Annotated in this window: 23 protein-coding genes; 15 read left to right on the forward strand and 8 right to left on the reverse strand. The window is 60.3% G+C overall.

The genetic code is table 11. The features are described 5' to 3' along the window. Positions 1–54: 54 nt before the first annotated feature. The 3 genes from AB4O36_RS01995 to AB4O36_RS02005 form a co-directional block, all read right to left on the reverse strand. Positions 55–4767: a DUF4329 domain-containing protein gene (locus AB4O36_RS01995; RefSeq protein ID WP_460140957.1), complete on the reverse strand. Its 4713-nt coding sequence runs from the start codon at positions 4765–4767 to the stop codon at positions 55–57. Positions 4768–4929: 162 nt separating this feature from the next. After that, entirely contained in the window at positions 4930–5436 is a 507-nt protein-coding gene (locus AB4O36_RS02000) for a L,D-transpeptidase family protein (RefSeq protein ID WP_460140958.1), read from the reverse strand. A 48-nt stretch (positions 5437–5484) separates the two neighbouring features. Further along, positions 5485–6036, reverse strand: a complete 552-nt coding sequence (locus AB4O36_RS02005; RefSeq protein ID WP_460121215.1) for an NUDIX hydrolase — start codon at positions 6034–6036, stop codon at positions 5485–5487. 169 nt (positions 6037–6205) lie between these two features. On the opposite strand from AB4O36_RS02005, the gene AB4O36_RS02010 reads away from it, so the two are divergent. From AB4O36_RS02010 to purT, 5 genes are all read left to right on the forward strand, one after another. Further along, the gene (locus AB4O36_RS02010; RefSeq protein ID WP_460121217.1) at positions 6206–6805 is read left to right on the forward strand and encodes a CoA pyrophosphatase; all 600 of its coding nucleotides are present in this window, start codon (positions 6206–6208) and stop codon (positions 6803–6805) included. A 42-nt stretch (positions 6806–6847) separates the two neighbouring features. Continuing rightward, a complete protein-coding gene (locus AB4O36_RS02015) occupies positions 6848–7372 on the forward strand; it encodes a gamma carbonic anhydrase family protein (RefSeq protein ID WP_460121219.1) in 525 nt (174 codons plus the stop codon). Beyond that, a complete protein-coding gene (locus AB4O36_RS02020) occupies positions 7369–7581 on the forward strand; it encodes a DUF1289 domain-containing protein (protein WP_460121221.1) in 213 nt (70 codons plus the stop codon). Before AB4O36_RS02015 ends, AB4O36_RS02020 begins: the two co-directional genes overlap by 4 nt. A gap of 241 nt (positions 7582–7822) precedes the next feature. Continuing rightward, positions 7823–8290 (forward strand): preQ0 transporter, encoded by a 468-nt coding sequence (locus AB4O36_RS02025; RefSeq protein WP_460121223.1) that lies wholly within the window; start codon positions 7823–7825, stop codon positions 8288–8290. 97 nt (positions 8291–8387) lie between these two features. Beyond that, positions 8388–9569 carry a formate-dependent phosphoribosylglycinamide formyltransferase gene (gene purT, locus AB4O36_RS02030; RefSeq protein ID WP_460121224.1) on the forward strand — a complete coding sequence of 394 codons (1182 nt, stop codon included), beginning with the start codon at positions 8388–8390 and terminating at the stop codon, positions 9567–9569. 70 nt (positions 9570–9639) lie between these two features. Here the strand turns inward: purT and AB4O36_RS02035 are convergent, their stop codons facing one another. The 3 genes from AB4O36_RS02035 to AB4O36_RS02045 form a co-directional block, all read right to left on the reverse strand. Continuing rightward, positions 9640–10956, reverse strand: coding sequence for an MFS transporter (locus tag AB4O36_RS02035; protein ID WP_460140959.1), 1317 nt, complete (start codon positions 10954–10956; stop codon positions 9640–9642). Positions 10957–11149: 193 nt separating this feature from the next. Beyond that, positions 11150–12385: an HlyC/CorC family transporter gene (locus AB4O36_RS02040; protein ID WP_460121228.1), complete on the reverse strand. Its 1236-nt coding sequence runs from the start codon at positions 12383–12385 to the stop codon at positions 11150–11152. 12 nt (positions 12386–12397) lie between these two features. Continuing rightward, positions 12398–13210 carry a cytochrome C assembly family protein gene (locus AB4O36_RS02045; protein ID WP_460121230.1) on the reverse strand — a complete coding sequence of 271 codons (813 nt, stop codon included), beginning with the start codon at positions 13208–13210 and terminating at the stop codon, positions 12398–12400. A 195-nt stretch (positions 13211–13405) separates the two neighbouring features. Here AB4O36_RS02045 and ffh point away from each other — a divergent pair, with 195 nt between their 5' ends. The 10 genes from ffh to AB4O36_RS02095 all read left to right on the forward strand — a co-directional run bounded on the left by ffh (position 13406) and on the right by AB4O36_RS02095 (position 22450). Next, positions 13406–14782, forward strand: coding sequence for a signal recognition particle protein (gene ffh, locus AB4O36_RS02050; RefSeq protein WP_460121232.1), 1377 nt, complete (start codon positions 13406–13408; stop codon positions 14780–14782). A gap of 250 nt (positions 14783–15032) precedes the next feature. After that, positions 15033–15284: a 30S ribosomal protein S16 gene (gene rpsP / locus AB4O36_RS02055; RefSeq protein ID WP_007944872.1), complete on the forward strand. Its 252-nt coding sequence runs from the start codon at positions 15033–15035 to the stop codon at positions 15282–15284. A 5-nt stretch (positions 15285–15289) separates the two neighbouring features. Beyond that, positions 15290–15826: a ribosome maturation factor RimM gene (rimM, locus tag AB4O36_RS02060; protein ID WP_460121234.1), complete on the forward strand. Its 537-nt coding sequence runs from the start codon at positions 15290–15292 to the stop codon at positions 15824–15826. Then, positions 15808–16581 (forward strand): tRNA (guanosine(37)-N1)-methyltransferase TrmD, encoded by a 774-nt coding sequence (gene trmD / locus AB4O36_RS02065; RefSeq protein WP_460121236.1) that lies wholly within the window; start codon positions 15808–15810, stop codon positions 16579–16581. Before rimM ends, trmD begins: the two co-directional genes overlap by 19 nt. Positions 16582–16626: 45 nt before the next feature. Beyond that, positions 16627–16977 carry a 50S ribosomal protein L19 gene (gene rplS, locus AB4O36_RS02070; protein WP_003175895.1) on the forward strand — a complete coding sequence of 117 codons (351 nt, stop codon included), beginning with the start codon at positions 16627–16629 and terminating at the stop codon, positions 16975–16977. 92 nt (positions 16978–17069) lie between these two features. Next, positions 17070–17966, forward strand: a complete 897-nt coding sequence (gene xerD, locus AB4O36_RS02075; RefSeq protein ID WP_460121238.1) for a site-specific tyrosine recombinase XerD — start codon at positions 17070–17072, stop codon at positions 17964–17966. A gap of 205 nt (positions 17967–18171) precedes the next feature. Further along, a complete protein-coding gene (gene dsbC / locus AB4O36_RS02080) occupies positions 18172–18903 on the forward strand; it encodes a bifunctional protein-disulfide isomerase/oxidoreductase DsbC (RefSeq protein ID WP_460121240.1) in 732 nt (243 codons plus the stop codon). Positions 18904–19035: 132 nt separating this feature from the next. Further along, positions 19036–20340, forward strand: a complete 1305-nt coding sequence (locus tag AB4O36_RS02085; protein ID WP_460121242.1) for a homoserine dehydrogenase — start codon at positions 19036–19038, stop codon at positions 20338–20340. Between the two features lie 107 nt (positions 20341–20447). Continuing rightward, positions 20448–21857, forward strand: a complete 1410-nt coding sequence (thrC, locus tag AB4O36_RS02090) for a threonine synthase (protein ID WP_460121244.1) — start codon at positions 20448–20450, stop codon at positions 21855–21857. A gap of 308 nt (positions 21858–22165) precedes the next feature. Then, positions 22166–22450 carry a DUF3509 domain-containing protein gene (locus AB4O36_RS02095; RefSeq protein WP_460121246.1) on the forward strand — a complete coding sequence of 95 codons (285 nt, stop codon included), beginning with the start codon at positions 22166–22168 and terminating at the stop codon, positions 22448–22450. Positions 22451–22623: 173 nt separating this feature from the next. On the opposite strand, the gene AB4O36_RS02100 is transcribed toward AB4O36_RS02095, so the two are convergent. Together AB4O36_RS02100 and AB4O36_RS02105 are read right to left on the reverse strand one after the other, a co-directional pair. Continuing rightward, on the reverse strand, positions 22624–23472 hold the full coding sequence (locus AB4O36_RS02100) for a TIGR02285 family protein (RefSeq protein ID WP_460121247.1): 849 nt from the start codon (positions 23470–23472) through the stop codon (positions 22624–22626). Positions 23473–23545: 73 nt separating this feature from the next. Further along, a complete protein-coding gene (locus AB4O36_RS02105) occupies positions 23546–24745 on the reverse strand; it encodes a CaiB/BaiF CoA transferase family protein (RefSeq protein ID WP_460121249.1) in 1200 nt (399 codons plus the stop codon). Between the last annotated feature and the right edge of the window lie 87 nt (positions 24746–24832).

A 24832-nucleotide genomic window follows, 5' to 3' on the forward strand; every position in this document is an offset into this window, starting at 1 on the left:
ATAAAAACCCGCTGGGCCTGTATGGCCAGCGGGTTTTTTAATGCCTCAACCACTCTACAATTCGTCACGGGGGTGAACGACACCCACATTCGGCGACTGCTGGCGCTGCTCCCGCCACTGCTTGCCCATTCGCCCGGACTGTCGCCAGTAGTGCCCAGCGATCAGTACTCGAAAATCCCCGAGCTCGATCAGGCGGCTAATGAAATCTTCCGGCGTGAGCTTCGTGACCCACCTGCCGCCTTCGAACACCACTGGCATCGTCGATAGCAGTGTTTTCTCGGCGCTGGTGTACTCGGGGGTGTACCTGAGCAGCACCCCGTGGGGGGTGGAGCAGTAATAGTAGCGGAGGTCGAAACCCTTGTTTTTCAGGTCATGGGTACGTTCACGAACCATGGCCGGTGAAGCGAAGTTGGCGTACACCTGATCAGTTTTGGCGGGGTGATGGGTGTCACCGGAAAAATGCAACTGATGCGATGCCACGGGTTCGTACCCCAGGGGATAGGTCGGGTAGTGGTCAACCACAGACCTGGAAGGATCATGCCGCGGGCGGAAAATACGATTGACCGAGTTCTCCCCGCTGGCGTTGTTGACCTGCGGTTCCATCGGGACGAAACGCTCAGCGGTGTCGGGCTGCGATGCCATGCGGGCAAGAATGGCGCTATCGACAGTCGAGTCGACGTTGTGGGCGTTGCCGGCCCGCTGCTGGATGTAGCGGGCGGCATCGTCGCAATGATCGAAGACGGGGCCCAGCGCAGGCTCCGGGTTGTCCTGCCAGCGTTGCTGAGTCGACACATCCGCCATGCGCGGTTGCCAGGTTCCGTCCACCCGGCCATGACGTGACCAGTAATCGCTGGTGACGATGACGTCGAGATGGCCGGCCCGGGCCATGCGACCTATGTAGTCGGGCAGATTAAATCGGTCTCGCGCAAGGTCATCTTCATCCTGCGTGGCTTGTTCCCAGGTCGCGAACTGGTTTTTGCGCAGCTCGATCTGGCCAAAGGCATCAAGGAAATTGCCTGGCTCGAAATCGCTCATCGCGAAACGCAACAGCGCACCGTCGGCGCAGGAGAAGTAGATCGACCTGTACCCTTGCGGGGTGTACGCCGCTGAACAAATTTGATGCACGTCGAGTGGCGAGAACAGGAAGCGTCGGCAATCCTGCTCCTTCTCGCTCGCCAGCGGGCGTCGGGCGCATAAGTAAAGCGCGTGCACGACGTGGTGAGCGGGCGGCACGCCCCGTGGCAGGATACGGTCAGTCGTGATCGCTGAAGGCTGGATTTCCAGCGGGAGGCTGGCGTGGAACAAACCGTCTCGAGCGCTCGATAAAATCAGGCCGAATGTTGCATTGCTTCGCTCGCCGGCGGTTTCATGAACATGGCGCGCTGCCGCGTTGTCCTGGACGAACACCGGACCGCACAGGGGGGCGGCCACGGCCCTGGTTTCGATCGTTGCGGCGACGGGGTAGGGTTGCCATTGGCTCACCTTGCGGCGTGTTCCCCAGAAGCGGCTGCCGGTCACGACCTGTAACTCGCCGGCGCTGGCCAGGCAGTTGACCCAGTTGCCGGGCGTGAGAGCGCCGCTGTAGAGCAGTTGCTTGACGCCGTCGCGGTTCAGGTTCGAATCATCGACCGTGACGCCTTGTACAGCCTGCTTCAACTGCGCCTGCAGATCGGCCAACAAACCGCTGCGATAGCGAATGATTGCGCCCTGCGGGCCAAACAGGTACTCGTCGCGCCCCGGGGTTGCCTGGGGGGGCGGGATTGTCCTGCGGTCAAAGGCTGTGAACAGGGTGTCGACCGACAGCATATTCAAGTAAGTCTGCTTTTGCAGGTGCGACAGCACGATCGACGGCTCGCGCGCCACTCGGGAGCGGTAGCGACCGGCGACTTTGCAGTGTCCGGGAAACAATCCGCTCAGAACGCTTTGCGCGGGGTAGATCGCGTTGATATCGAAGTCATCATTGGCCACTTCCACAGGTTGCGTGCAAAGGTACAACCCATCCGCGCGGATCAGCAGCAGACCGCCAAAGAGTCGCGGTTCATCGGGCAACAGGGCGCGGGCGTAAAGTGCGGCGTCATCGATGTTCTTGAACGCGGGACTCAACCAGCGCCTTTGCAGATTCATGAATGGGCGCCAATCCGAATCCAGCGGCCCAGGTTGGTCCCAGCACGGGCTGGTGCGCATAACGTGCAGCCCACCGTGTTTGATGGTCGCGCGCACATAATCTTCAGGCTGCATTTTCCCACTGCTCAGCAGGCTATTGAAGTCGTCGAGGCCCAGGCCCGGCACGTCATTGTCGAAGAGTCGGTTGCCCTTTCGATTGTCGAATTTGAGCAGGGCGCCATCCTGTGTGGAAATGTACAGGGCGATGGCGTCGGCTGACTCCGTAACCGGCCGGCGTCGTGAGTAATAGACGGCAGAATAAAGATCGTTGGGCGCAATGAAGTACTGTGAGAGCCAGGCGGAAGGCTGTTCCTGCGAATGTTTCAAGCGCTGGCGCGAGTAAAAGAACGCATGGCGCTGGAAACCTTGCGGATAGGTGTACCAGGGTGGAGTTTTGGTGACACCGAACAGGCTTTGCGGCTGGAATACATCATTTCTGGCATCGCTGACCGGGATCAACTCGCTGGCGACGTACTCATCGCGCTCGGTGTGCTTGAGGATGAAACCAAACCAGGCTTTTTCCTGATCATGCAGGCGCACGTCGCGGGCATATTGGTCTTCAGCGGCAGCATCCGCGGAATAGAACACCGCGCCAAACGCGACCTGCTCGGGGCGTTTCCATTTCCATGGCGCGTAGGCCGCCGACCAGGCGGGCGTGACGGGGCCTCGGGGGCCCCACATCTCGCTGTTCACCACCACGGTCAGGCGACCGGCTGCGGCCTGCTCCTTGATGAATGCATTGGGCAGGGTCACGCCGGTTTCCAGTTCCGCAACGACGGGGCCCGGGTATTTGGGCGTGCCCAGGCGCTTTTCGAATGCCCGGGTGGTGCCGGTCTCGACAGGGTCGAAGCGCAACAGACTTTTGGCGGAGCCGGAGAGATACAGCGGCAGTTGATCGAGCAAGACCTGTCGCATTTCCTCGACGCTGAACATTTGCAGGCTCAGGGCGGCCTCTTGCCGGGACCATTTGAGCCTTTGCACCTTGTCAGGGTCGAGCTGTGACAGGGCCTTATGGGACACATAACGACTGTGCAGGGCCAAGCCTTGAGGAAAAATCGACCGGGCTGCATTGTCGCGAGGGTAGAACTGGCCGTCGCGAAGGGACTCGATCCCGCCCTCGAGTGCCAACGTGGCGACGAACCGGTGGTCGCTGCGTTCAAAGATGTAGCCCGCAAACTGACGATCCCTGCGATGGCCGATCTGGCGATGCAGGTAACGGGCCGCGTCATCGGCTGATAGAAACAGTGGACTGAGAATCGGCCATGAGAACCCGGCAAAGGCTGTCCACTCAGGGCCCACGATACCGGGCCTGGCCCATAAGGCGCTGGCGCGCACGACTTCAAGCTGCCCGGCCTGTGCCACGGCGGTGACGAACTCGCTGGGCTTGAGCGTCCCGGCGCGCAGGCCGGCTTGCCGGCCCCCATCGCCCACGGAGCCATCGGGATTGTCCGTGCTCAGTGCCGCCTCCAGCGCCGAGCCACTGAAGCTGTATTTCAACAGGGACATATCGCCGGCTTGCATATAGAGCGACAGGGCATTGCCCCGATCCACTCGGTTGTTCCGGTAGCAAGCGATGGCGAGGGCCAGATCCGCTGGCGTGAAAAAATTCTCGTACAGCCACGGCTCGTGATGCGGGGCCTCGGCGGGATCGGGCCTGGATGCATAGTAGAAGCCTTCCAGCAGGTAACCGGCGGGCAGTTGCAAGCTTGCGTCCTCGCCTGCGGGGAAAAAGGCGGCGGGGGTCCAGGCTGCACGACCGGCGGGGCGCGCCTGTGTGGCGACGTACGCTTGGCGTGAAGCGTCTTTAAGCACCAGGCCCCAGGACTGCGCACTTTTGAACTTCAATGCCGCCAGGACGGCATGTTCGGCGCTGATGCACAGGCGCCTCATGGCTGGCATTTGAGTAATCACGCCCTTGGAGAAGGCTCTGGCGGGCTTCCAGTCCGTGGGGACCTTGCCGACCGAATCGCCCCAGTCCTTGTTTGACACAATGACCGACAGCTCACCCAGCGAGGCGATTTTGCGGATGACATTCGCTACCCCGTAGACGCCCACCGGGTTATTGCGGGGCGCGCCGGCCTTGAGCCACAGGTAGTAGCTGAACTCTTCCTTCGAACCGCTGGGCGAATATTTCAACAGCGACCCGTCGGGCCCGCAGAGATACGCGCTGCCAAAAAAGGTACGTTCCGAGACGTCGGCAACGAAATCAATCTCGGAGAAAAAACCGAGAAACAACCGGAGGGTCAGTTCATCCTGCCCCGGGTTGGCCTCGCGAACTTTGTCGTGGGCTGGCGGGTGGGAGTGGACGTTTGCCACACAGGTGTAACCCGGTGGGTGGACGTAACTGCCCTGGGAGTCGACGTCGATGAGGGTTCGCAGGTCAAAGCGGTTCGCTTCACCGGGTACAGGTTCGGTGGCCACAAAACTGCCATCCGGCTGGCGCAGGATCACACTGCCGTGCTCGCGGTCCGAGTCGGCCGGGATCCGTTGTTGAACCCAGCGTGCGGCATCTTCTTCGGTGACAAACCCCGGGCTCAGTGCCGGCAATCTGGTTTTGCGCAGCGACGAGGCGGCGGGGCCGTCGCGACCAGTCACGTCATTCATGATCAAAATCCTTTTTAAAAAATTGGGATAGTTATCGAATGAGTGTGACGGGGGTGGGGGAGGGGGTTGGTGGTAGATAGTTGTTGTTTTGTTGTCTGTTGCGCCGCCATCGCGGGCTTGCCCGCGATGGCGTCAGAACATTCCCCCCATAAAACTGGAAATTTACGGGCGGATCTCGATCATCGTGCCGTCCGGCACCAGGCTCCACACTTCGCGCATGTCGACGTTGCGCAAGGCGATACAGCCGTCGGTCCAGTCCAGGGTGTGGAACAGCTGTTCCGGGTTATCTTCCGAATCCGGCGTGCCGTGGATCATGATCATCCCGCCGGGTTCTACGCCTTCACGCCGGGCGCGGGCCGAGTCGGTGATGTTGGGGTAGGAAATGTGCATCGACAGGTAAAACTTGTCGCTGGTCTTGCGCCAGTCCAGCCAATAGAAACCTTCTGGCGTGCGTTTGTCGCCTTCGATCAATTTGGGGCCTTTTTTTGCCCCCTTGCCCAGGGAAATGCGATAGGTCTTGAGCGGCTTGCCGTCGTTGATCAATTGCAACTGGTGGGCGGATTTGAGAACCAGAACTTTCTCGATGACTTTGCCGTTGTAGGTGCCCACGGCGGAAGCCTGGGTCACCGCAGCGAGCGACAGACAGAACACAGCAAGCAACCAACGCATTGAAACAATTCCCCAGAAGTGACGCAGATATTTTAGTGATGACTGTTTTCAGGTAATCGCAGGCTGGGCCAGCGGCGGGATCGATTCCGACCGTACGGGGTACACCTCGGTCCGCCGGTCAGCGAAGAAGCATTCTAAGGTACGGCCCACCGTGCGGAAAGCCAGCTCCGACCACGGAATCTCGGCTTCGTCGAAAAGTGCCACTTCCAGGCTTTCGGGGCCGGCGGCAAAATCCAGGTCGACGAGCTCTGCGCGGAAGAATACGTGCACCTGGCTGATGTGCGGCACATCGATCAAGGTATAGATGCTCAGGTTGCGCACGCGCGCGCAGGCTTCTTCGGCGGTTTCGCGAATGGCCGCCTGCTCGATGGTCTCCCCGTTCTCCATGAAACCGGCGGGCAGGGTCCAGTAGCCCAGGCGTGGCTCGATCGCACGCCGGCACAACAACACTTTGGAACCCCAGGTCGGCACGCAGCCGGCAACGATATTGGGGTTCTGGTAGTGGATGGTCTGGCAGCTGTCGCAGACATACCGCAGGCGTGAGTCGCCTTCGGGAATGCGCTGGGTGACCGGGTTGCCGCACTGACTGCAAAATTTCATGCTGGGGTTCCTGGGGCCGCGGCTATTGGGGTGGGCATCGTGCCGTGCATCTTGGCGTGCGTCGGTGGCTGTCGGCAAGTTGTCGTTTAGCGACACGCGACCGTCCGGGGGTTGGGCGGTCGATGCGATTGGTGCATCATGCAAGGCAGAGAACGAATCGAGAAGACTCATGCTGGACGAGCTACTGCATCGAGTAAGCAATCACACGCCCCGAACACTGGAAACCGACAAGCGTTTCCCCGAGGCTGCAGTCCTGGTGCCCATCACTCGCAGCGATGAGCCGGAACTGGTGTTGACCCTGCGTGCCAGCGGGCTCTCGACCCATGGTGGCGAAGTGGCCTTTCCCGGCGGAAGACGCGACCCCGAAGACCCGGACCTGGTTTTCACCGCCCTGCGCGAGGCTGAAGAAGAGATCGGCTTGCCACCGGGGCTGGTTGAGGTGATCGGCCCGTTGAGCCCATTGATCTCGTTGCACGGCATCAAGGTCACGCCTTATGTGGGCGTGATCCCGGATTTCGTCGAGTACCAGGCCAACGATGCCGAGATTGCTGCCGTGTTCAGCGTGCCCCTGGAGTTTTTTCGCGCGGACCCCCGTGAACATACCCATCGCATCGATTACCAGGGGCGCAGTTGGTATGTGCCGAGCTATCGCTACGGCGAATACAAGATCTGGGGTTTGACGGCGATCATGATCGTCGAATTGATCAACCTGCTCTACGACGCCCGTATCAGCCTGCATCGTCCGCCCAAGAGTTTCATCAATACCTGAAGCCACGCTCGTATGGCCAGTCAGCGCCCTGAGGACATCACCATGAAATACCGCCTGGGCGACGCCCGCGTCGAAACCCATCCACAGAGCTGGGTTGCCCCCAATGCCGTGCTGGTGGGCAAGGTCAAGCTGGAAGAGGGGGCCAACGTCTGGTTCAACGCGGTGCTGCGTGGCGACAACGAATTGATCCTGATCGGCAAAAACAGCAACGTCCAGGACGGCACGGTGATGCACACCGACATGGGCTACCCGCTGACCTTGGGCACGGGGGTCACCGTCGGCCATAACGCCATGCTGCACGGTTGCACGGTCGGCGATTACAGCCTGATCGGCATCAACGCGGTGATTCTCAACGGCGCGAAGATCGGCAAGAACTGCATCATCGGCGCCAACTCGCTGATTGGCGAAGGCAAGGAAATCCCCGATGGCTCGCTGGTCATGGGGTCGCCGGGCAAGGTCGTGCGCGAACTGACAGAAGCGCAGAAAAAAATGCTCGAAGCCAGCGCTGCCCACTACGTGCATAACGCCCAGCGCTATGCCCGTGACCTGGTCGAGCAGGAACAATGACCACCCCTGAACGCCCGGTGCTGTCGCCCTGCGTGAGCATCTGTGCGCTGGACGACGATGACATCTGCATCGGCTGCCAGCGCACGGTGCAGGAAATTACCGGCTGGAGCCGCATGGAAAACGACGAGCGGCGCCGAGTATTGGGGTTGTGTCATGAGCGAGCGAAGGCGAGCGGGGTGCTGTGGATGGTGGGCAACAAGGCCAAGTAGCTGCTGCTTGAGTGGTATGCCAGTCGACTTCAATGGTGGATATGCGGCCCTATCGCGGGCAAGCCCGCTCCCACAAGGTCTTTGGCTGCACACAAAATCTGTTTCAACCCGATCCACTGTGGGAGCGGGCTGGCTCCGGGCGGCGTTCCGACGATGAGGCCCTCACTGCCACTCCATCACTTGGCCCCAACCCCCGCTCTCAAGTAACCTGCACAACCCGTTCCCGATACCCCAACCTCAAATGCTCTTCCTGATCGCCTACATCAGCAGCGTCGTGCTGATCAACTGCGCCTTCTCGTCGGCGCCGCACCTGGACATCATCTGGTCTGCCTGGGGCGGGCTGGTGTTCGTGCTGCGTGACATGGTGCAGATCCGCTTTGGTCATGGCGCGATCCTGGCCATGCTGGTGGCGCTGGTGCTGTCCTATGTCACCTCCGACCCCGCCATTGCCCTGGCCAGCGCCACGGCGTTCGCCGTCTCGGAGTGCATCGACTGGCTGGTGTTCACCATCACCAAACGCCCGCTGCACGACCGCCTGTGGATAAGTTCGGCGCTGAGCATTCCCCTCGATACGTTCATCTTCTTCGGCATGATCGACGCCTTCACCGCCCCCGTGATCCTGACTGCCATGGGTTCGAAGTTCGCCGGTGTGACGGTGGTCTGGCTGATCATGGCCTGGCGCATGCGCAAACAGGCTGTCGCCGGCTGAAGCCAAACCCTGCGGTTCATGTAAAATGCCGCGCTTTCTTCCCTTGGAAAGCGCAACTGGCGCCTTCTTCGATGATCCGCTTCTTTGAGGACCTGAGATGACCCGTATCGGAACTCCATTGTCGCCAACCGCGACCCGCGTATTGATGTGTGGCTGTGGTGAGTTGGGCAAGGAAGTGGTGATCGAGCTGCAACGCCTGGGCGTTGAAGTGATTGCCGTGGATCGCTATGCCGACGCCCCGGCCATGCAGGTTGCCCATCGCAGCCACGTGATCAACATGCTCGACGGTGCGGCCCTGCGTGCAGTGATCGAAGCCGAGAAACCGCACTTCATCGTGCCGGAAATCGAAGCCATTGCCACTGCGACCCTGGTCGAACTGGAGGCCGAAGGTTTCACCGTGGTCCCGACCGCACGCGCGGCGCAACTGACCATGAACCGCGAAGGTATCCGTCGCCTGGCCGCCGAGGAACTGGACCTGCCGACCTCGCCGTATCACTTTGCCGACACCTTCGAGGACTACAGCAAGGCCGTCGAAGACCTGGGTTTCCCCTGCGTGGTCAAGCCGGTCATGAGCTCCTCGGGCAAGGGCCAGAGCCTGTTGCGCAGCACCGCTGACGTCAAGGCTGCCTGGGATTATGCGCAGGAAGGCGGTCGCGCCGGTAAAGGCCGGGTAATCATCGAAGGCTTCATCGATTTCGACTACGAAATTACGTTGCTGACCGTGCGTCACGTCGGTGGCACCACGTTCTGCGCGCCAGTCGGTCACCGTCAGGAGAAGGGCGATTATCAGGAATCCTGGCAGCCACAGGCCATGAGCCCGGTGGCCCTGGCCGAATCCGAACGCGTTGCCAAAGCTGTCACCGAAGCCCTGGGCGGTCGCGGCATGTTTGGCGTCGAGCTGTTCATCAAAGGCGATCAGGTGTGGTTCAGCGAAGTGTCGCCGCGTCCACACGACACCGGTCTGGTGACCCTGATTTCCCAGGACCTGTCGCAGTTTGCCCTGCACGCGCGCGCCATTCTGGGCCTGCCGATTCCGTTGATCCGTCAGTTCGGCTCGTCGGCTTCGGCGGTGATCCTGGTGGAAGGCCAGTCGACCCAGACCGCTTTCGCCAACCTCGGCGCGGCCTTGAGCGAACCGGACACGGCGCTGCGTCTGTTCGGCAAGCCTGAAGTGAATGGCCAGCGCCGCATGGGCGTGACCCTGGCGCGGGATGAGTCGATCGAAGCGGCACGCGCCAAGGCGACCCGTGCGTCCCAGGCCGTCAAAGTAGAGCTCTAACCGCTAAACCTGTAGGAGCGAGCAAGCTCGCTCCTACAGAGGTTTTGTGTACACCGCGATGGCGGGTACTTCAGTCCACCCGATTCAAATCGTTATGCCGTGTCTCCTTAAGGCACAGCACCGCCAGCAGGCTTAGCACCGCTGCACCTGACACGTATCCGCCGACATAACTCAGACCGCCCATCGCCACCAGCTTCTGTGCGAAGAACGGTGCCGCCGAGGCGCCGACGATGCCGCCCAGGTTGTAGGCCGCTGATGCGCCGGTGTAGCGCACGTGGGTTGGAAACAGTTCCGGCAGCAGCGCGCCCATTGGGGCGAACGTGACGCCCATCAGAAACAGCTCAATGCAAAGGAACAGTGCCACGCCCCAGGTCGAGCCCTGGGTCAGCAGCGGCTCCATCAAAAAGCCCGAGAGGATCGCCAGCACACCGCCGAGGATCAGGATCGGCTTGCGCCCATAACGGTCGCTGGCCCAGGCCGACAGCGGGGTGGCGGCGGCCATGAACAGTACGGCAAAGCACAGCAGGCCGAGGAAGGTTTCGCGGGTGTAGCCCAGCGTCGATACGCCGTAACTCAGGGAAAACACGGTTGAGATGTAGAACAGCGCGTAGCACACCACCATCGCACCGGCCCCGAGCAATACGGGCACCCAGTACTGGCTGAACAGCTCGATCACTGGCATCTTCACTCGCTCCTGGCGCGCCATGGCATTGGCGAACACCGGGGTTTCGTGCAGTTTCAGGCGTACGTACAGGCCGACCATCACCAGCGCGGCGCTGAGGAGGAATGGAATGCGCCAGCCCCACGAACGGAATTGCTCGTCATTCAGAACCATCGCCAACGTCAGGAACAGGCCGTTGGCAGCCAGGAAGCCAATCGAAGGCCCCAGTTGCGGAAACATGCCGAACCAGGCGCGTTTGCCCTTGGGAGCATTTTCTGTCGCCAGCAGCGCGGCACCGCCCCATTCGCCGCCCAGTCCCAGCCCTTGGCCAAAACGCAGCACACACAGCAGGATCGGCGCCCACGCACCAATGCTGTCGTAACCGGGCAGCACGCCGATCAGCGTGGTACAGACGCCCATCAGCAGCAGCGAGGCGACGAGCGTCGACTTGCGCCCGATGCGGTCACCAAAGTGCCCAAACAGCGCCGAACCCAACGGACGCGCCAGGAACGCGATGCCAAAGGTCAGGAACGCCGAGAGCATCTGTGCGGTGCCGGAGGTCTGCGGGAAGAATACCGGACCGATCACAAGCGCGGCGGCCGTGGCATACACATAGAAATCATAGAACTCGATGGCGGTGCCAATGAAGCTGGCAGTGGCCACGCGGGTGGCGGAGTTTGCCGATTGTTCAGGCGTGGTTTCGCTAAAAGTCGTGCTGGTCGTCATGCAGAAGTCCCTGACAGTCATGTGCTCCAGTGGAGCGAATTATTATGTTCGAACACCCAGGGATGTGGGTTTGCAACAGGGTGCGGGTAGCACGGGTAAGGCGGGGCTTGGGTAAGCGTGGCTCGATTATAGGAAGTCGGCTAACGATTGAACAAGGACAAACCGGCGTGGGAAAGGTCGGATTCTGCGAGGGTTACAGAGTGACGGGAGCGGCGCTGGTGTGCCAGATCAGGACGCGGGTCACGCGGTTGTCTTCTGTTTCAAGGATCTCCAGGCGATAACGCCCGATTTTCAGACACACTGGGCTGTCCGGGATGGTCTCCAGCGCTTCGGTGACCAGACCGTTGAGTGTCTTTGGGCCGTCGCTGGGCAGGTGCCAGCCGAGGCTTTTGTTCAGCTCACGGATCGACGCGGCGCCATCAACCACCAGGCGCCCGTCGGCTTGGGGGTGGATGTGCGGGTTATCCAGGCTGTGCTGGCTTTCGAACTCGCCGACGATTTCTTCGAGAATGTCTTCCAGGGTGACGATGCCGAGCACTTCGCCGTACTCGTCCACCACCATGCCCAGGCGCCGTTGCTGCTTGTGGAAATTCAGCAATTGCAGCTGCAGTGGCGTGCTCTCGGGGACGAAGTAGGGCTCGTGACAGGCCGCCAGCAGTGCTTCGCGGGTCAGATTGCCTTCGGGCAGCAGGTGGCGGATCTGCCGGGTGTTAAGGACTGCCTCGACCTGATTGATGTCACTGTGGAACACAGGCAGGCGCGTGCGCCGGTTGGCGCGCAGCTGCTCGATGATTTCTTCGATGGAGTCGTCCAGGTTGATGCCGTCGACATCACTGCGTGGCACCAGAATGTCGTTGACCGTAATATTGTCCAGTGCATGGATACCCGGCAGCGGGTGCGGGCGACATACCGGGCTTTCCTGGTCATCGTGGCGATCTTGCGGTGTTTCGTCGTCGCTCTGCTGCACCACCTTGGCTTTGCGCGCGAACGGTCGCGTCAGCAACTGACTGAGGCCATTGAGCAGCCAGGCAGAAGGGTAGATGATTTTCAGAGGTACACCCAGCAGGGTATTGCCCACGGAAAGGATCGCGTCCGGATAGCGCGCCGCAAGGGTGCGAGGCAGGTAGTCGGCGAATACCAGCAGGACCGCGGTCGCGGCGAGGCAGGCGGCCCATGGGCCGTTTTCGGCCCAGGTGAAAATCGCCAGCAGGGTGCTGATGACCACCACCAGCGCCCGGCACAGGGTGTTGCAGAGGATCAGGCTGGGCAGCGGGAAACTCAGTTTCGCCACCGGCTTGTCGCTGGAGCGCGATGCGGTTCGCTGGGCCAGCAGATGCTGTTGCGCGGCTTCGATGGCGGTAAAGAGGCCCGACCATAAAATCAGCAGGGCCACTACGGCGAGCATCGGTCCTATGGGCAAGTCGTCCATTAATGCCGCCTGTCAGATGTGCAGGATGTATTCACGGACCAGCTTGCTGCCGAAATACGCCAGCATCAGCAGGCAGAAGCCGGCCAGGGTCCAGCGAATCGCCTTGTGCCCGCGCCAGCCGAGGCGATTGCGACCCCAGAGCAGCACGCTGAACACGACCCAGGCCAGGCACGCCAGCAGGGTTTTGTGCACCAGGTGTTGGGCGAACAGGTTCTCGACGAACAGCCACCCCGAAATCAGCGACAGCGATAACAAGGTCCAGCCGGCCCACAGGAAGCCGAACAGCAGGCTTTCCATGGTTTGCAGCGGTGGGAAATTCTTGATCAACCCGGACGGATGCTTGTGCTTGAGCTGATGGTCCTGAACCAGCAGCAGCAAGGCTTGGAACACCGCGATGGTGAACATGCCGTAGGCCAGGATCGACAACAGGATGTGCGCGAGAATGCCTGGCTCTTCGTCGATGATTTGTACCGTGCCGGCGGGAGCGAACTGCGCGAGCAGCACCGTCGCTGCGCCCAGGGGGAACAGCAATATCAGCAGGTTTTCCACCGGAATGCGTGAGCATGCCAGCAGGGTCAAGGCAATGACGGCGGCTGCGATCAGGCTCGCGGCGCTGAAAAAGTCCAGGCCCAGGCCGATTGGCGTCAACAGGTGAGTGAACAGGCTGGCGCTGTGAGCCAGGACCGCCAGCACGCCGAGCGTGACCAGCAGCCGCTTGTTCGCCTTGGCGCCGGAGGCCAGGCGAGTGCCCTGATAGATAGTCGCAGCGGCATACAAGCAGGCGGCGGCGAGTGTAGTGAGCAAACTGGGTGACAAGGGGAGCATAAGTCCTGTTAGGCAAGCCCGAAAGGCGCTGAGTTTGGCATAGAACCCCTACGGCACGAAAGTGCGAGGTGTGCGCCAGACGCAGTCTTCGCTATAATCCGCGACCTGCCCACGCCGCAGGCTCATCGAGCACCTGTTTTTCCCGCTCTGGGCCGCCATTATCCCGGTCTGTACAGGGCCTGAAAGGATCGCGCAATGTTTGAAAACCTAACTGACCGTCTCTCGCAGACGCTGCGCCATGTCACCGGCAAGGCCAAGCTGACCGAGGACAACATTAAAGACACCCTGCGCGAAGTGCGCATGGCGTTGCTCGAAGCCGACGTTGCCTTGCCGGTGGTGAAGGACTTCGTCAATTCGGTCAAGGAGCGTGCTGTCGGCACCGAGGTGTCGCGCAGCCTGACGCCGGGCCAGGCCTTCGTGAAGATCGTCCAGGCCGAACTCGAAAGCCTGATGGGCGCGGCCAACGAAGACCTCAACCTGAGTGCCGTCCCGCCTGCCATCGTATTAATGGCTGGTTTGCAGGGTGCCGGTAAAACCACAACGGCCGGCAAACTCGCGCGCTTCCTCAAAGAGCGCAAGAAAAAGTCGGTGATGGTGGTATCCGCGGACGTTTACCGTCCGGCGGCAATCAAGCAACTGGAAACCCTGGCCAACGACATCGGCGTGACGTTCTTCCCGTCAGACCTGAGCCAGAAGCCAGTCGAAATCGCCCAGGCTGCTATTAAAGAAGCCAAGCTGAAATTCATCGACGTGGTCATCGTCGATACCGCCGGTCGCCTGCACATCGACGAAGAGATGATGGGCGAGATCAAGGCCCTGCATGCGGCGGTCAATCCGGTCGAGACCCTGTTCGTGGTCGACGCGATGACTGGCCAGGATGCCGCCAACACGGCCAAGGCCTTCGGCGATGCATTGCCGCTGACCGGTGTGATCCTGACCAAGGTCGACGGCGATGCCCGTGGCGGTGCGGCGCTGTCGGTGCGCTCCATCACCGGCAAGCCGATCAAGTTCATCGGTATGGGCGAGAAGAGCGAAGCGCTCGAGCCGTTCCACCCTGAGCGTATCGCGTCGCGCATCCTCGGCATGGGGGACGTGCTCAGTCTGATCGAGCAGGCGGAAGCCACTCTCGACAAGGACAAGGCCGACAAACTGGCCAAGAAACTGAAGAAGGGCAAGGGCTTCGACCTCGAAGACTTCCGCGATCAGCTGCAACAGATGAAGAACATGGGCGGCCTCGGCGGCCTCATGGACAAACTGCCCAGCATCGGTGGCGTCAACCTGGCGCAGATGGGCAACGCCCAGACGGCGGCCGAGAAGCAATTCAAGCAGATGGAAGCCATCATCAACTCCATGACCCCGGCCGAGCGCCGCGACCCCGAGCTGATCAGCGGTTCGCGCAAGCGCCGCATCGCCATGGGTTCCGGCACTCAGGTGCAGGACATCGGTCGCTTGATCAAGCAGCACAAGCAGATGCAGAAGATGATGAAGAAGTTTTCTGCAAAAGGTGGGATGGCCAAGATGATGCGCGGCATGGGCGGCATGTTGCCCGGCGGCGGCATGCCAAAAATGTAAAGAATTCGCGCCGGCAGTCATGTCGGCGCTGATCCACAGAAATGTGGGACAAACGGTAAACCCGCACTTGGCGGGAGCCGACAGGCCGTTTTCAACGACGGCTCTATAGCAAATCTGCATGGCGTCCGATAGGCCGCCGGAAAAAGTCATTTGCAAAAGTCCGGATATTCCTTAGAATATGCGGCCTTTCGGGCACCCATGCCCGCTGTGCCTTTAGATTTGCAGCACCGACTACAGGAACGATGTTCACATGCTAACAATCCGTCTTGCCCTTGGCGGCTCCAAAAAGCGCCCGTTTTACCACCTGACCGTAACCGACAGCCGCAACCCGCGCGACGGTTCGCACAAGGAACAGGTTGGTTTCTTCAACCCTGTTGCTCGTGGTCAGGAAGTCCGTCTGTCCGTGAACCAAGAGCGCGTTGCCTACTGGCTGAGCGTTGGTGCACAACCTTCTGAGCGTGTTGCTCAGTTGCTGAAGGACGCTGCTAAGGCTGCGGCCTGAGCAATATGAACGCGACGCCAGCCATTGCTGATGATTTGATCGTTATCGGCAAGATTTATTCTGTTCACGGCGTTCGCGGCGAAGTGAAGGTGTATTCCTTTACTGATCCAACAGAAAACCTGTTGCAGTACAAAACCTGGACGCTCAAGCGCGAAGGCAGTGTGAAACAGGTAGAGCTGGTCAGTGGACGCGGGAACGACAAGTTCCTGGTCGCGAAGCTCAAGGGCCTTGATGATCGAGAAGAAGCACGTCTTCTGGCCGGTTATGAGATCTGCGTGCCGCGTAACCTGTTCCCTGAATTGACCGACGGCGAGTACTACTGGTACCAGCTGGAAGGTCTGAAGGTCATCGATCAACTGGGGCAATTGCTCGGTAAGGTCGATCATCTTCTGGAAACCGGCGCCAATGATGTAATGGTGGTCAAGCCTTGCGCTGGCAGCCTGGATGATCGCGAACGCCTGTTGCCGTATACCGAGCAATGCGTGTTGGCCATCGACCTGGGTGCAGGCGAGATGAAGGTGGAATGGGATGCGGATTTCTAAGCGTGGCTAACTTGCGCGTAGAAGTGATCAGTTTGTTTCCCGAGATGTTTTCCGCCATCAGCGAGTACGGCATCACCAGTCGGGCGGTGAAACAGGGGCTCTTGCAGCTCACCTGTTGGAATCCGCGGGACTACACGACGGATCGACATCACACTGTGGATGATCGCCCATTTGGCGGTGGTCCGGGCATGGTGATGAAGATCAAGCCCCTGGAAGATGCTCTGGTTCAGGCCAAGGCAGCGGCCGGGGAGGCGGCGAAGGTGATTTACCTGTCCCCCCAAGGCCGTCAACTGACTCAGTCGGCGGTCCGCGAGTTGGCGAATCTGGATGGATTGATCCTGATTGCCGGTCGCTATGAAGGCATCGACGAGCGTTTTATTGAGGCTCATGTCGATGAAGAGTGGTCGATTGGCGACTATGTACTGTCTGGCGGCGAGCTGCCGGCGATGGTCCTGATCGATGCGGTTACACGACTGCTGCCTGGAGCTTTAGGGCATGCGGACTCCGCCGAGGAAGATTCCTTTACGGATGGTTTGCTGGATTGCCCGCACTACACCCGACCTGAGGTGTATGCGGATCAGCGTGTTCCCGACGTGTTGCTAAGTGGCAATCACGCGCACATCCGGCGTTGGCGTTTACAGCAGTCCCTTGGTCGGACCTATGAACGACGCGCCGATCTTCTGGAAAGCCGCTCGCTTTCTGGAGAAGAGAAGAAGCTGCTCGAGGAATATCTCCGCGAGCGGGACGATAGTTAACAACGTATCGATGGTAAATCCGACGATTTACCTTAGGAGCACAGCATGACTAACAAAATCATCCTTGCACTCGAAGCAGAGCAGATGACCAAAGAGATCCCTACCTTTGCCCCGGGCGACACCATTGTCGTTCAGGTAAAAGTAAAGGAAGGCGACCGTTCGCGTCTGCAAGCGTTCGAAGGTGTTGTTATCGCCAAGCGTAACCGCGGCGTCAACAGTGCATTCACCGTTCGTAAAATCTCCAACGGTGTTGGCGTAGAGCGTACTTTCCAGACCTACAGCCCGCAGATCGACAGCATGGCTGTCAAGCGTCGCGGTGACGTACGTAAAGCCAAGCTGTACTACCTGCGCGACCTGTCGGGTAAAGCAGCTCGCATCAAGGAAAAACTGGCTTAAGTCCAGCTTCCGATGCAGAAAAAAGCAGCCTACGGGCTGCTTTTTTGTTGCCCGCGATTTATCTTTTCAGGCCGACCTGCCGCCGAGTTTTTATGCCAGCCATCGATCATCCACTGATAGACCAGTTTCTCGATGCGTTGTGGCTGGAGAAAGGTCTTTCCGACAACACCCGTGACGCCTATCGCAGCGATCTGGCGCTGTTCAATGGCTGGTTGCAGGACAGGGACCTTGAGTTGATCAATGCCGGTCGTGAGTTGATCCTCGATCACCTGGCCTGGCGCCTTGAACAAAACTATAAGCCGCGCTCTACCGCCCGCTTTCTCTCCGGTTTGCGGGGTTTCTATCGCTATTTGCTGCGGGAAAAGTTGATCGCCGTCGATCCAACCCTGCGCGTGGATATGCCACAGTTGGGCAGACCGTTGCCCAAGTCCCTCTCGGAAGCGGACGTTGAAGCGCTATTAAAGGCGCCGGACCTGAGCGAAGCCATCGGCCAGCGTGATCGCGCCATGCTCGAAGTGCTTTACGCCTGTGGTTTGCGGGTGACAGAGCTGATCAGCCTGACGCTGGAGCAGGTCAACCTGCGCCAGGGCGTGCTGCGAGTCATGGGCAAAGGTAGCAAGGAACGACTGGTGCCCATGGGCGAGGAAGCGATTGTCTGGGTCGAGCGTTACATGCGCGATGGCCGTGGCGAGTTGCTCGGCGGGCGTCCCAGCGACGTGCTGTTTCCCAGCCAGCGCGGCGAGCAGATGACCCGGCAGACGTTCTGGCACCGCATCAAGCATCAGGCCAAGGTCGCCGGGATCGGCAAATCGCTGTCACCGCACACCTTGCGTCATGCCTTCGCCACGCATTTGCTCAACCACGGCGCGGACCTGCGGGTGGTGCAGATGCTATTGGGTCACAGCGACCTGTCGACCACGCAGATCTACACCCACGTCGCCCGGGCGCGGTTGCAGGATTTGCATGCCAAGCACCATCCGCGCGGGTGAGCGCTGATCCCCTGTGGGAGCGGGCTTGCTCCCACAGTCGGCAGTCCCACCCGTACCCTCGCGCACCAACACCTTGCATCACCGGCATTCGGCCCCACGAGCCTTACTGTGGTAGGCTTTGCCGGTTTGCACGATGGGCGATTATGACCCGGTGTTTCGGCACGGGCGTTCTGATCGTCCCATTTGTCCGCCCTCAGGAGTTCTCATGCGTCTGACCCAGATTATCGCCGCCGCAGCCATTGCGTTGGTCAGCACCTTTGCCGTCGCCGATGACGCGGCTGACAAAGCCATCCGTAAAAGTCTCGAAAATCTTCAACTTGAGGTGCCGGTAGAAAGCATCTCCGCCAGCCCGTTGCCCGGCCTGTACGAAGTCAAGCTCAAGGGCAGTCGCGTGCTCTACGCCAGCGCCGACGGCCAATACGTGGTGCAGGGCTACATGTTCGATCTCAAGGGCGGCAAGCCGGTCAACCTGACCGAGAAGGCCGAGCGCGTGGGCATCTCCAAGCTGATCAACGACATTCCGGTGGCTGAAACCGTGGTCTACCCGGCCATTGGCGAAACCAAATCGCACATCACCGTGTTCACCGACACCACCTGTCCGTACTGCCATAAACTGCATGCCGAAGTGCCTGAGCTGAACAAGCGCGGCATCGAAGTGCGCTACGTCGCGTTCCCGCGCCAGGGCCTGGGTTCGCCAGGTGACGAGCAGTTGCAAGCGGTCTGGTGTTCGAAAGACAAAAAAGCGGCCATGGACAAAATGGTCGATGGCAAGGAAATCAAGGCCGCCAAGTGCGATAACCCGGTTTCCAAGCAGTTCGCCCTCGGCCAGTCGATTGGTGTGAACGGCACGCCGGCCATCGTTTTGGCCGACGGTCAGGTCATTCCGGGCTACCAGCCTGCGCCCCAAGTTGCCAAACTGGCGCTGGGCGCGAAGTAATTTCGCATCGTCAGGGCAAGCCCTGGCGATCATGGCCCGGCGGCAGCATTGCCGGGCCATCAATAGAGAGCCGCGAACCTGCGGCTGTTTTCACGGCCGGCCTCGTGTCGGCCGTTTTATGGGGAGTTCACAGTGAAACCGGTCAAAGTAGGCATCTGTGGGTTAGGGACCGTCGGTGGCGGAACCTTCAACGTACTTCAGCGCAACGCCGAGGAAATTGCTCGCCGTGCCGGGCGTGGGATCGAAGTGGCACAAATTGCCATTCGCACGCCAAAGCCTCAGTTCCAAACGACCGGTATTGCGATTACCACCGATGTCTTCGATGTGGCCACGAACCCAGAGATCGACATCGTCATAGAGCTGATGGGCGGCTATACCGTTGCCCGCGAGCTGGTACTCAAGGCCATCGAGAATGGCAAGCATGTGGTCACCGCGAACAAGGCGCTTATCGCTGTTCACGGTAATGAGATTTTTGCCAAGGCGCGTGAAAAGGGCGTGATCGTTGCGTTCGAAGCCGCCGTGGCCGGTGGTATTCCGGTGATCAAGGCGATCCGTGAGGGCCTGTCCGCCAACCGCATCAACTGGGTGGCGGGCATCATCAACGGCACCGGTAACTTCATCCTGACGGAAATGCGCGAGAAGGGTCGTACCTTCGAAGACGTGCTGGTCGAGGCCCAGGCATTGGGTTACGCCGAAGCGGATCCGACCTTCGACGTGGAAGGTATCGATGCGGCGCACAAACTGACGATCCTGGCATCCATCGCGTTCGGTATCCCGCTGCAATTCGACAAGGCCTACACCGAAGGCATCACCAAGCTGACCACCGCCGACGTGAACTACGCCGAAGCGCTGGGCTATCGCATCAAGCACCTGGGTGTGGCGCGCAGCACCGCGGCCGGTATCGAGCTGCGTGTGCACCCGACGTTGATCCCGGCTGATCGTTTGATCGCCAACGTCAACGGCGTGATGAACGCGGTGATGGTCAACGGTGACGCTGCCGGGTCGACCCTGTTCTACGGCGCTGGCGCCGGTATGGAGCCGACCGCTTCGTCGGTGATTGCGGACCTGGTGGACGTGGTTCGCGCCATGACCTCCGATCCGGAAAACCGTGTGCCGCACCTGGCTTTCCAGCCGGATTCGCTGTCGGCCCACCCGATCCTGCCGATCGAAGCCTGCGAAAGCGCCTACTACCTGCGCATTCAGGCCAAGGATCACCCGGGCGTATTGGCCCAGGTGGCGAGCATCCTGTCGGAGCGTGGTATCAACATCGAATCGATCATGCAGAAGGAAGTCGAAGAGCATGACGGCCTGGTGCCGATGATCCTGCTGACCCACCGCGTGTTGGAGCAGCACATCAACGATGCCATCCAGGCACTGGAAGCGCTTCAGGGCGTGGTTGGGCCGGTGGTCCGGATTCGTGTCGAACATTTGAATTAATACAGCAGCGGCGAGCTGCAAGCGGCAAGCTACAAGTAAGAGCAGGATCGCTTTTTACTTGCAGCTTGTAACTTTCAGCTCACAGCTCAAACCAAAGGTTTGCCCCCATGCGCTACATCAGTACCCGCGGCCAGGCACCGGCCCTGAATTTCGAAGACGTCCTGCTGGCTGGCCTGGCCACCGACGGCGGTCTGTACGTCCCGGAAAACCTGCCACGTTTCACCCAGGAGGAAATCGCTTCCTGGGCCGGCCTGCCTTATCACGAGCTGGCCTTCCGGATCATGCGCCCGTTTGTCACCGGCAGCATCCCGGACGCCGATTTCAAGAAAATCCTCGAAGAAACCTACGGCGTCTTCGCCCACAACGCCGTTGCGCCGCTTCGTCAGTTGAACGGCAACGAGTGGGTGCTTGAGCTGTTCCACGGCCCGACCCTGGCGTTCAAGGACTTCGCCCTGCAACTGCTTGGCCGCCTGCTTGACTACGTGCTGGAAAAGCGCGGTGAGCGCGTGGTAATCGTGGGTGCGACATCCGGCGACACCGGTTCGGCCGCCATCGAAGGCTGCAAGCACTGCGAAAACGTGGACATCTTCATCCTGCATCCGCACAACCGCGTATCGGAAGTGCAACGTCGGCAGATGACCACGATTTTCGGCGAGAACATCCACAACATCGCCATCGAAGGCAACTTCGACGACTGCCAGGAAATGGTCAAGGCCAGCTTCGCAGACCAGAGTTTCCTCAAGGGCACTCGCCTGGTGGCTGTAAACTCGATCAACTGGGCGCGGATCATGGCCCAGATCGTCTACTACTTCCACGCCTCCCTGCAGTTGGGTGGCCCGGCGCGTTCAGTGTCGTTCTCGGTGCCGACCGGCAACTTCGGTGACATCTTCGCCGGTTACCTGGCCCGCAACATGGGCCTGCCGATCAACCAGTTGATCGTCGCCACCAACCGCAACGACATCCTGCACCGCTTCATGAGCGGCAACCAGTACGTCAAGGAAACCCTGCACGCCACGCTGTCGCCGTCGATGGACATCATGGTGTCGTCGAACTTCGAACGCCTGCTGTTCGACCTGCACGGTCGCAATGGCGCGGCCATTGCCGGTTTGATGGACAGTTTCAAGCAGGGCGGTGGTTTCTCCGTCGAGCAAGAGCGCTGGACCGAAGCCCGCAAGCTGTTCGACTCGCTGGCCGTGGATGACGCACAAACCTGCGAAACCATTGCGCAGGTGTTCGAGCAGACCGGCGAAGTGCTGGACCCGCACACCGCCATCGGTGTCAGGGCAGCCCGCGAATGCCGCCGCAGCCTGGACATCCCGATGGTGATCCTGGGCACCGCCCACCCGGTCAAATTCCCCGATGCAGTGGAGAAGGCCGGCGTTGGCAAGGCTTTGGCACTGCCGGCGCACCTGACCGACCTGTTCGAGCGCGATGAGCGTTGCACGGTGCTGCCGAACGACCTGAAGGCTGTACAGAACTTCGTCAGCCAACACGGTAATCGCGGCAAGCCTCTGTAACACAACCCCGTCCCTGTAGGAGCGAGCACGCTCGCGATGAAGGCAAGGACGACGCGGGGACCCTGACGCCCCGCGTTATCGTTGACGTTCATCGCGAGCATGCTCGCTCCTACAGGGAGGGTGCAGCGCCGCGATTCTCCCGACCAACGCCCCCCCGCTGTTTTTTCCCTGTCATCTTCGCCATGCATCCTCCATAGACCAGAGACGCCCCCGCGCTCTGCATCCCGAACTTTCTTCTCGTGCCGGCGGTCATTAACTTTAGACACGCCCCTGGCACTTCGTTTTCGGACTATTGAGTGGTGATCGAGATGGAAAGTATCTGCCTATTGCTCGGTGAGGCGCTGAGCCCGTATCAAGTGACGTTGACCCCGTCCGGTGCCCATGGCGAATGCCTGGTGACATTGAAGGGCACGAGCGGCGCCATCGTGGTTGAACGGGAATTCAATCAGGCCCAATTGACCGACAAGCGTCTTCTCACCGATGTGGTCGACGGCTTGCACCGTGACCTGATGATTGCCGAAGGGCGCCTGGAACCCTGCGTGATTGCGGCCTTGCGCAATGCCGCGCAGGGCAAGCTGGCGGCCCACCTGTAAGTGAATTTTATTTCACGGGAACCTTCCCGGCCCAGGGTCAGTCAGAGCATGTAGCAGCAGGATCAAGCATTGTGCTCCGGTGCTTGGCGCTTGCTGCTACTGGTCTTGATACAGACCACGTTTAACCCCGAGTCGTCTCCCCACTTCTCGGGGTTTCTTTTGCCTGCGATTTGTCACGGCCGGCCTTGTTCTTCGAAGTATCGCCTGGACTCCTCCAGGTAAGTGCCGCGACTTTCCGGGTCCAGCCAGGCAGCGTAGGCGTCGGTGACCGTCTTGTGAGGCAGTTTGCGCAATAACTGGTTGATCTCGACGATGGCCTGCCGACCTTTCGGCGTGTCGGTGCAGCCAATGTAGCCCGACAGGTACTTCTCGGCGCCGAGAATCGGGTAGAACTGCAATTCGTCCTCGCTGATTCCCTGTTGCTCGGCCTGATAGCGGATTTCCGGGCGGTAGCCCAACAGGAAGCGCAAGCGGCCCAGGCGCTGCATTTGCAGAAGGCTGCCCAAGGCATCGTTGCCGTAGTGTGCGGTGAGTGATCGGGCGGGTGCCTGTTTGAGCAGGGCATCGAGAAACACGCCGTAGTTACGTTCGCCAATGACGCCCAGTTGTTCGCCGCTACTGCTCAACAACGCCGCCAGATCGACCTCGCCGTTCTGGATGTACGGCGCAATGATTTCATGGTCAACCCGGCGTACCGCCAGGCCGTTGCTCATGGCGCGAAACACCGGGAGGGAAAACGCAATCCAGCGCTCGCGCTCCTTGCTCCAGTTAAGGGCCGCATCGCACGTCAGGGACGGTTCGTGGAGCATTTGCAAGGCACGGGCGCGATTGACCCGCATCAATACATGCCGGTACTGCGGCATGTCAGTGGTCAAAAGGGGCAACAGTTGATCGATGACGCCCTGGCCCTTTTTGGGGCCTTCGAAAATCATCAGCGGCGGCAGGTCGCGCAACAGCCAGATCATGGTTTCCCTGGGTTGGGCCATGGTCGACGCAACCGGGCTCGCGAGCAGGAACACCACTGTCCAGGCGCATACGACTTTTACCCCGCGCGTAACGGCGTGCGGGGTGAAAAGGGCAAGCGGACGCCTCAGCCTAGATAGCCCCGTCTTTACGCAGTTGTTCGATCTGTTCCTTGTCGTAGCCAAGATCGTTGAGTACCTGCACGTTGTGTTCGCCCAACTGCGGCCCGACCCATTGCGAAGTGCCAGGTGTATCAGAGAGTTTCGGCACGATTCCCGGCATCTTGAAATCTTTGCCATCAGGCAGTTTCGCCTGGAGGAACATCTCCCGCGCCAGGTACTGCGGATCCTTGAACATGTCCTCGGCGCTGAAGATCCGGCTGGCAGGAACTTCGGCCTGATTCAACCGCTCCATGACCGTCTGGAGCGGCAGCGAGTTGACCCAGCGATCGATCACCCCGTACAGCTCGTCCCGGCGGCTGTCGCGTCCGTCGTTGCTGGCCAGTGTCGGATCATTGGCCAGATCCTCGCGGCCGATGATCAGCATGAAACGCTTGAAGATCGCATCGCCGTTGGCACCGATCTGCACGTGTTTGCCGTCGGCGCTCGTGTGGATCGACGAAGGCGTGATGCCGGGCATGATGTTGCCGGTACGCTCGCGGATAAAGCCAAACACGTCGAATTCCGGGACCATGCTTTCCATCATGGCAAAGATGGCTTCGTACAGGGCCACGTCCACGACCTGGCCCTGGCCGCCGTTGACCTCGCGATGACGCAGGGCCATCAACGCGCCGATCACGCCCCACAGCGCGGCAATCGAGTCGCCGATGGAGATCCCGGTGCGCACCGGTGGTCGGTCGTCGAAACCGGTGATGTAGCGCAGTCCACCCATGGATTCACCGACGGCGCCGAAACCCGGTTGATCCTTCATCGGGCCGGTCTGGCCGAAACCCGACAGGCGCACCATGACCAGTTTCGGGTTCAGCGCGTGCAAAACCTCCCAACCCAGGCCGAGTTTTTCCAGGACCCCGGGCCGAAAGTTTTCGATCAGGATGTCCGCTTCACCCAGCAGTTTTTTCAGGATCGCCAGGCCGTCCGGGTGTTTGAGGTTCAGGGTCACGGACTTCTTGTTACGCGCCTGGACGAACCACCAGAGCGAAGTGCCTTCATACAGTTTGCGCCATTTGCGCAACGGATCGCCGCCATCGGGGGATTCGATCTTGATCACTTCAGCACCAAACTCGCCGCAGATGCGCGAGGCAAACGGCCCGGCGATCAATGTCCCCAGTTCGATGACTTTCAAGCCGGAGAGCGGTTGGGTAGAGAACGACATGCAAGATCCTGTAGGGCTAGGCTGGCTGAAAGAGCGTTTTAGCACAGCCAGCCGTCCGGCGCGCAAGGTTGATGATCAGCAATTGGT

It is taken from the genome of Pseudomonas sp. S2_E01 (assembly GCF_054668365.1).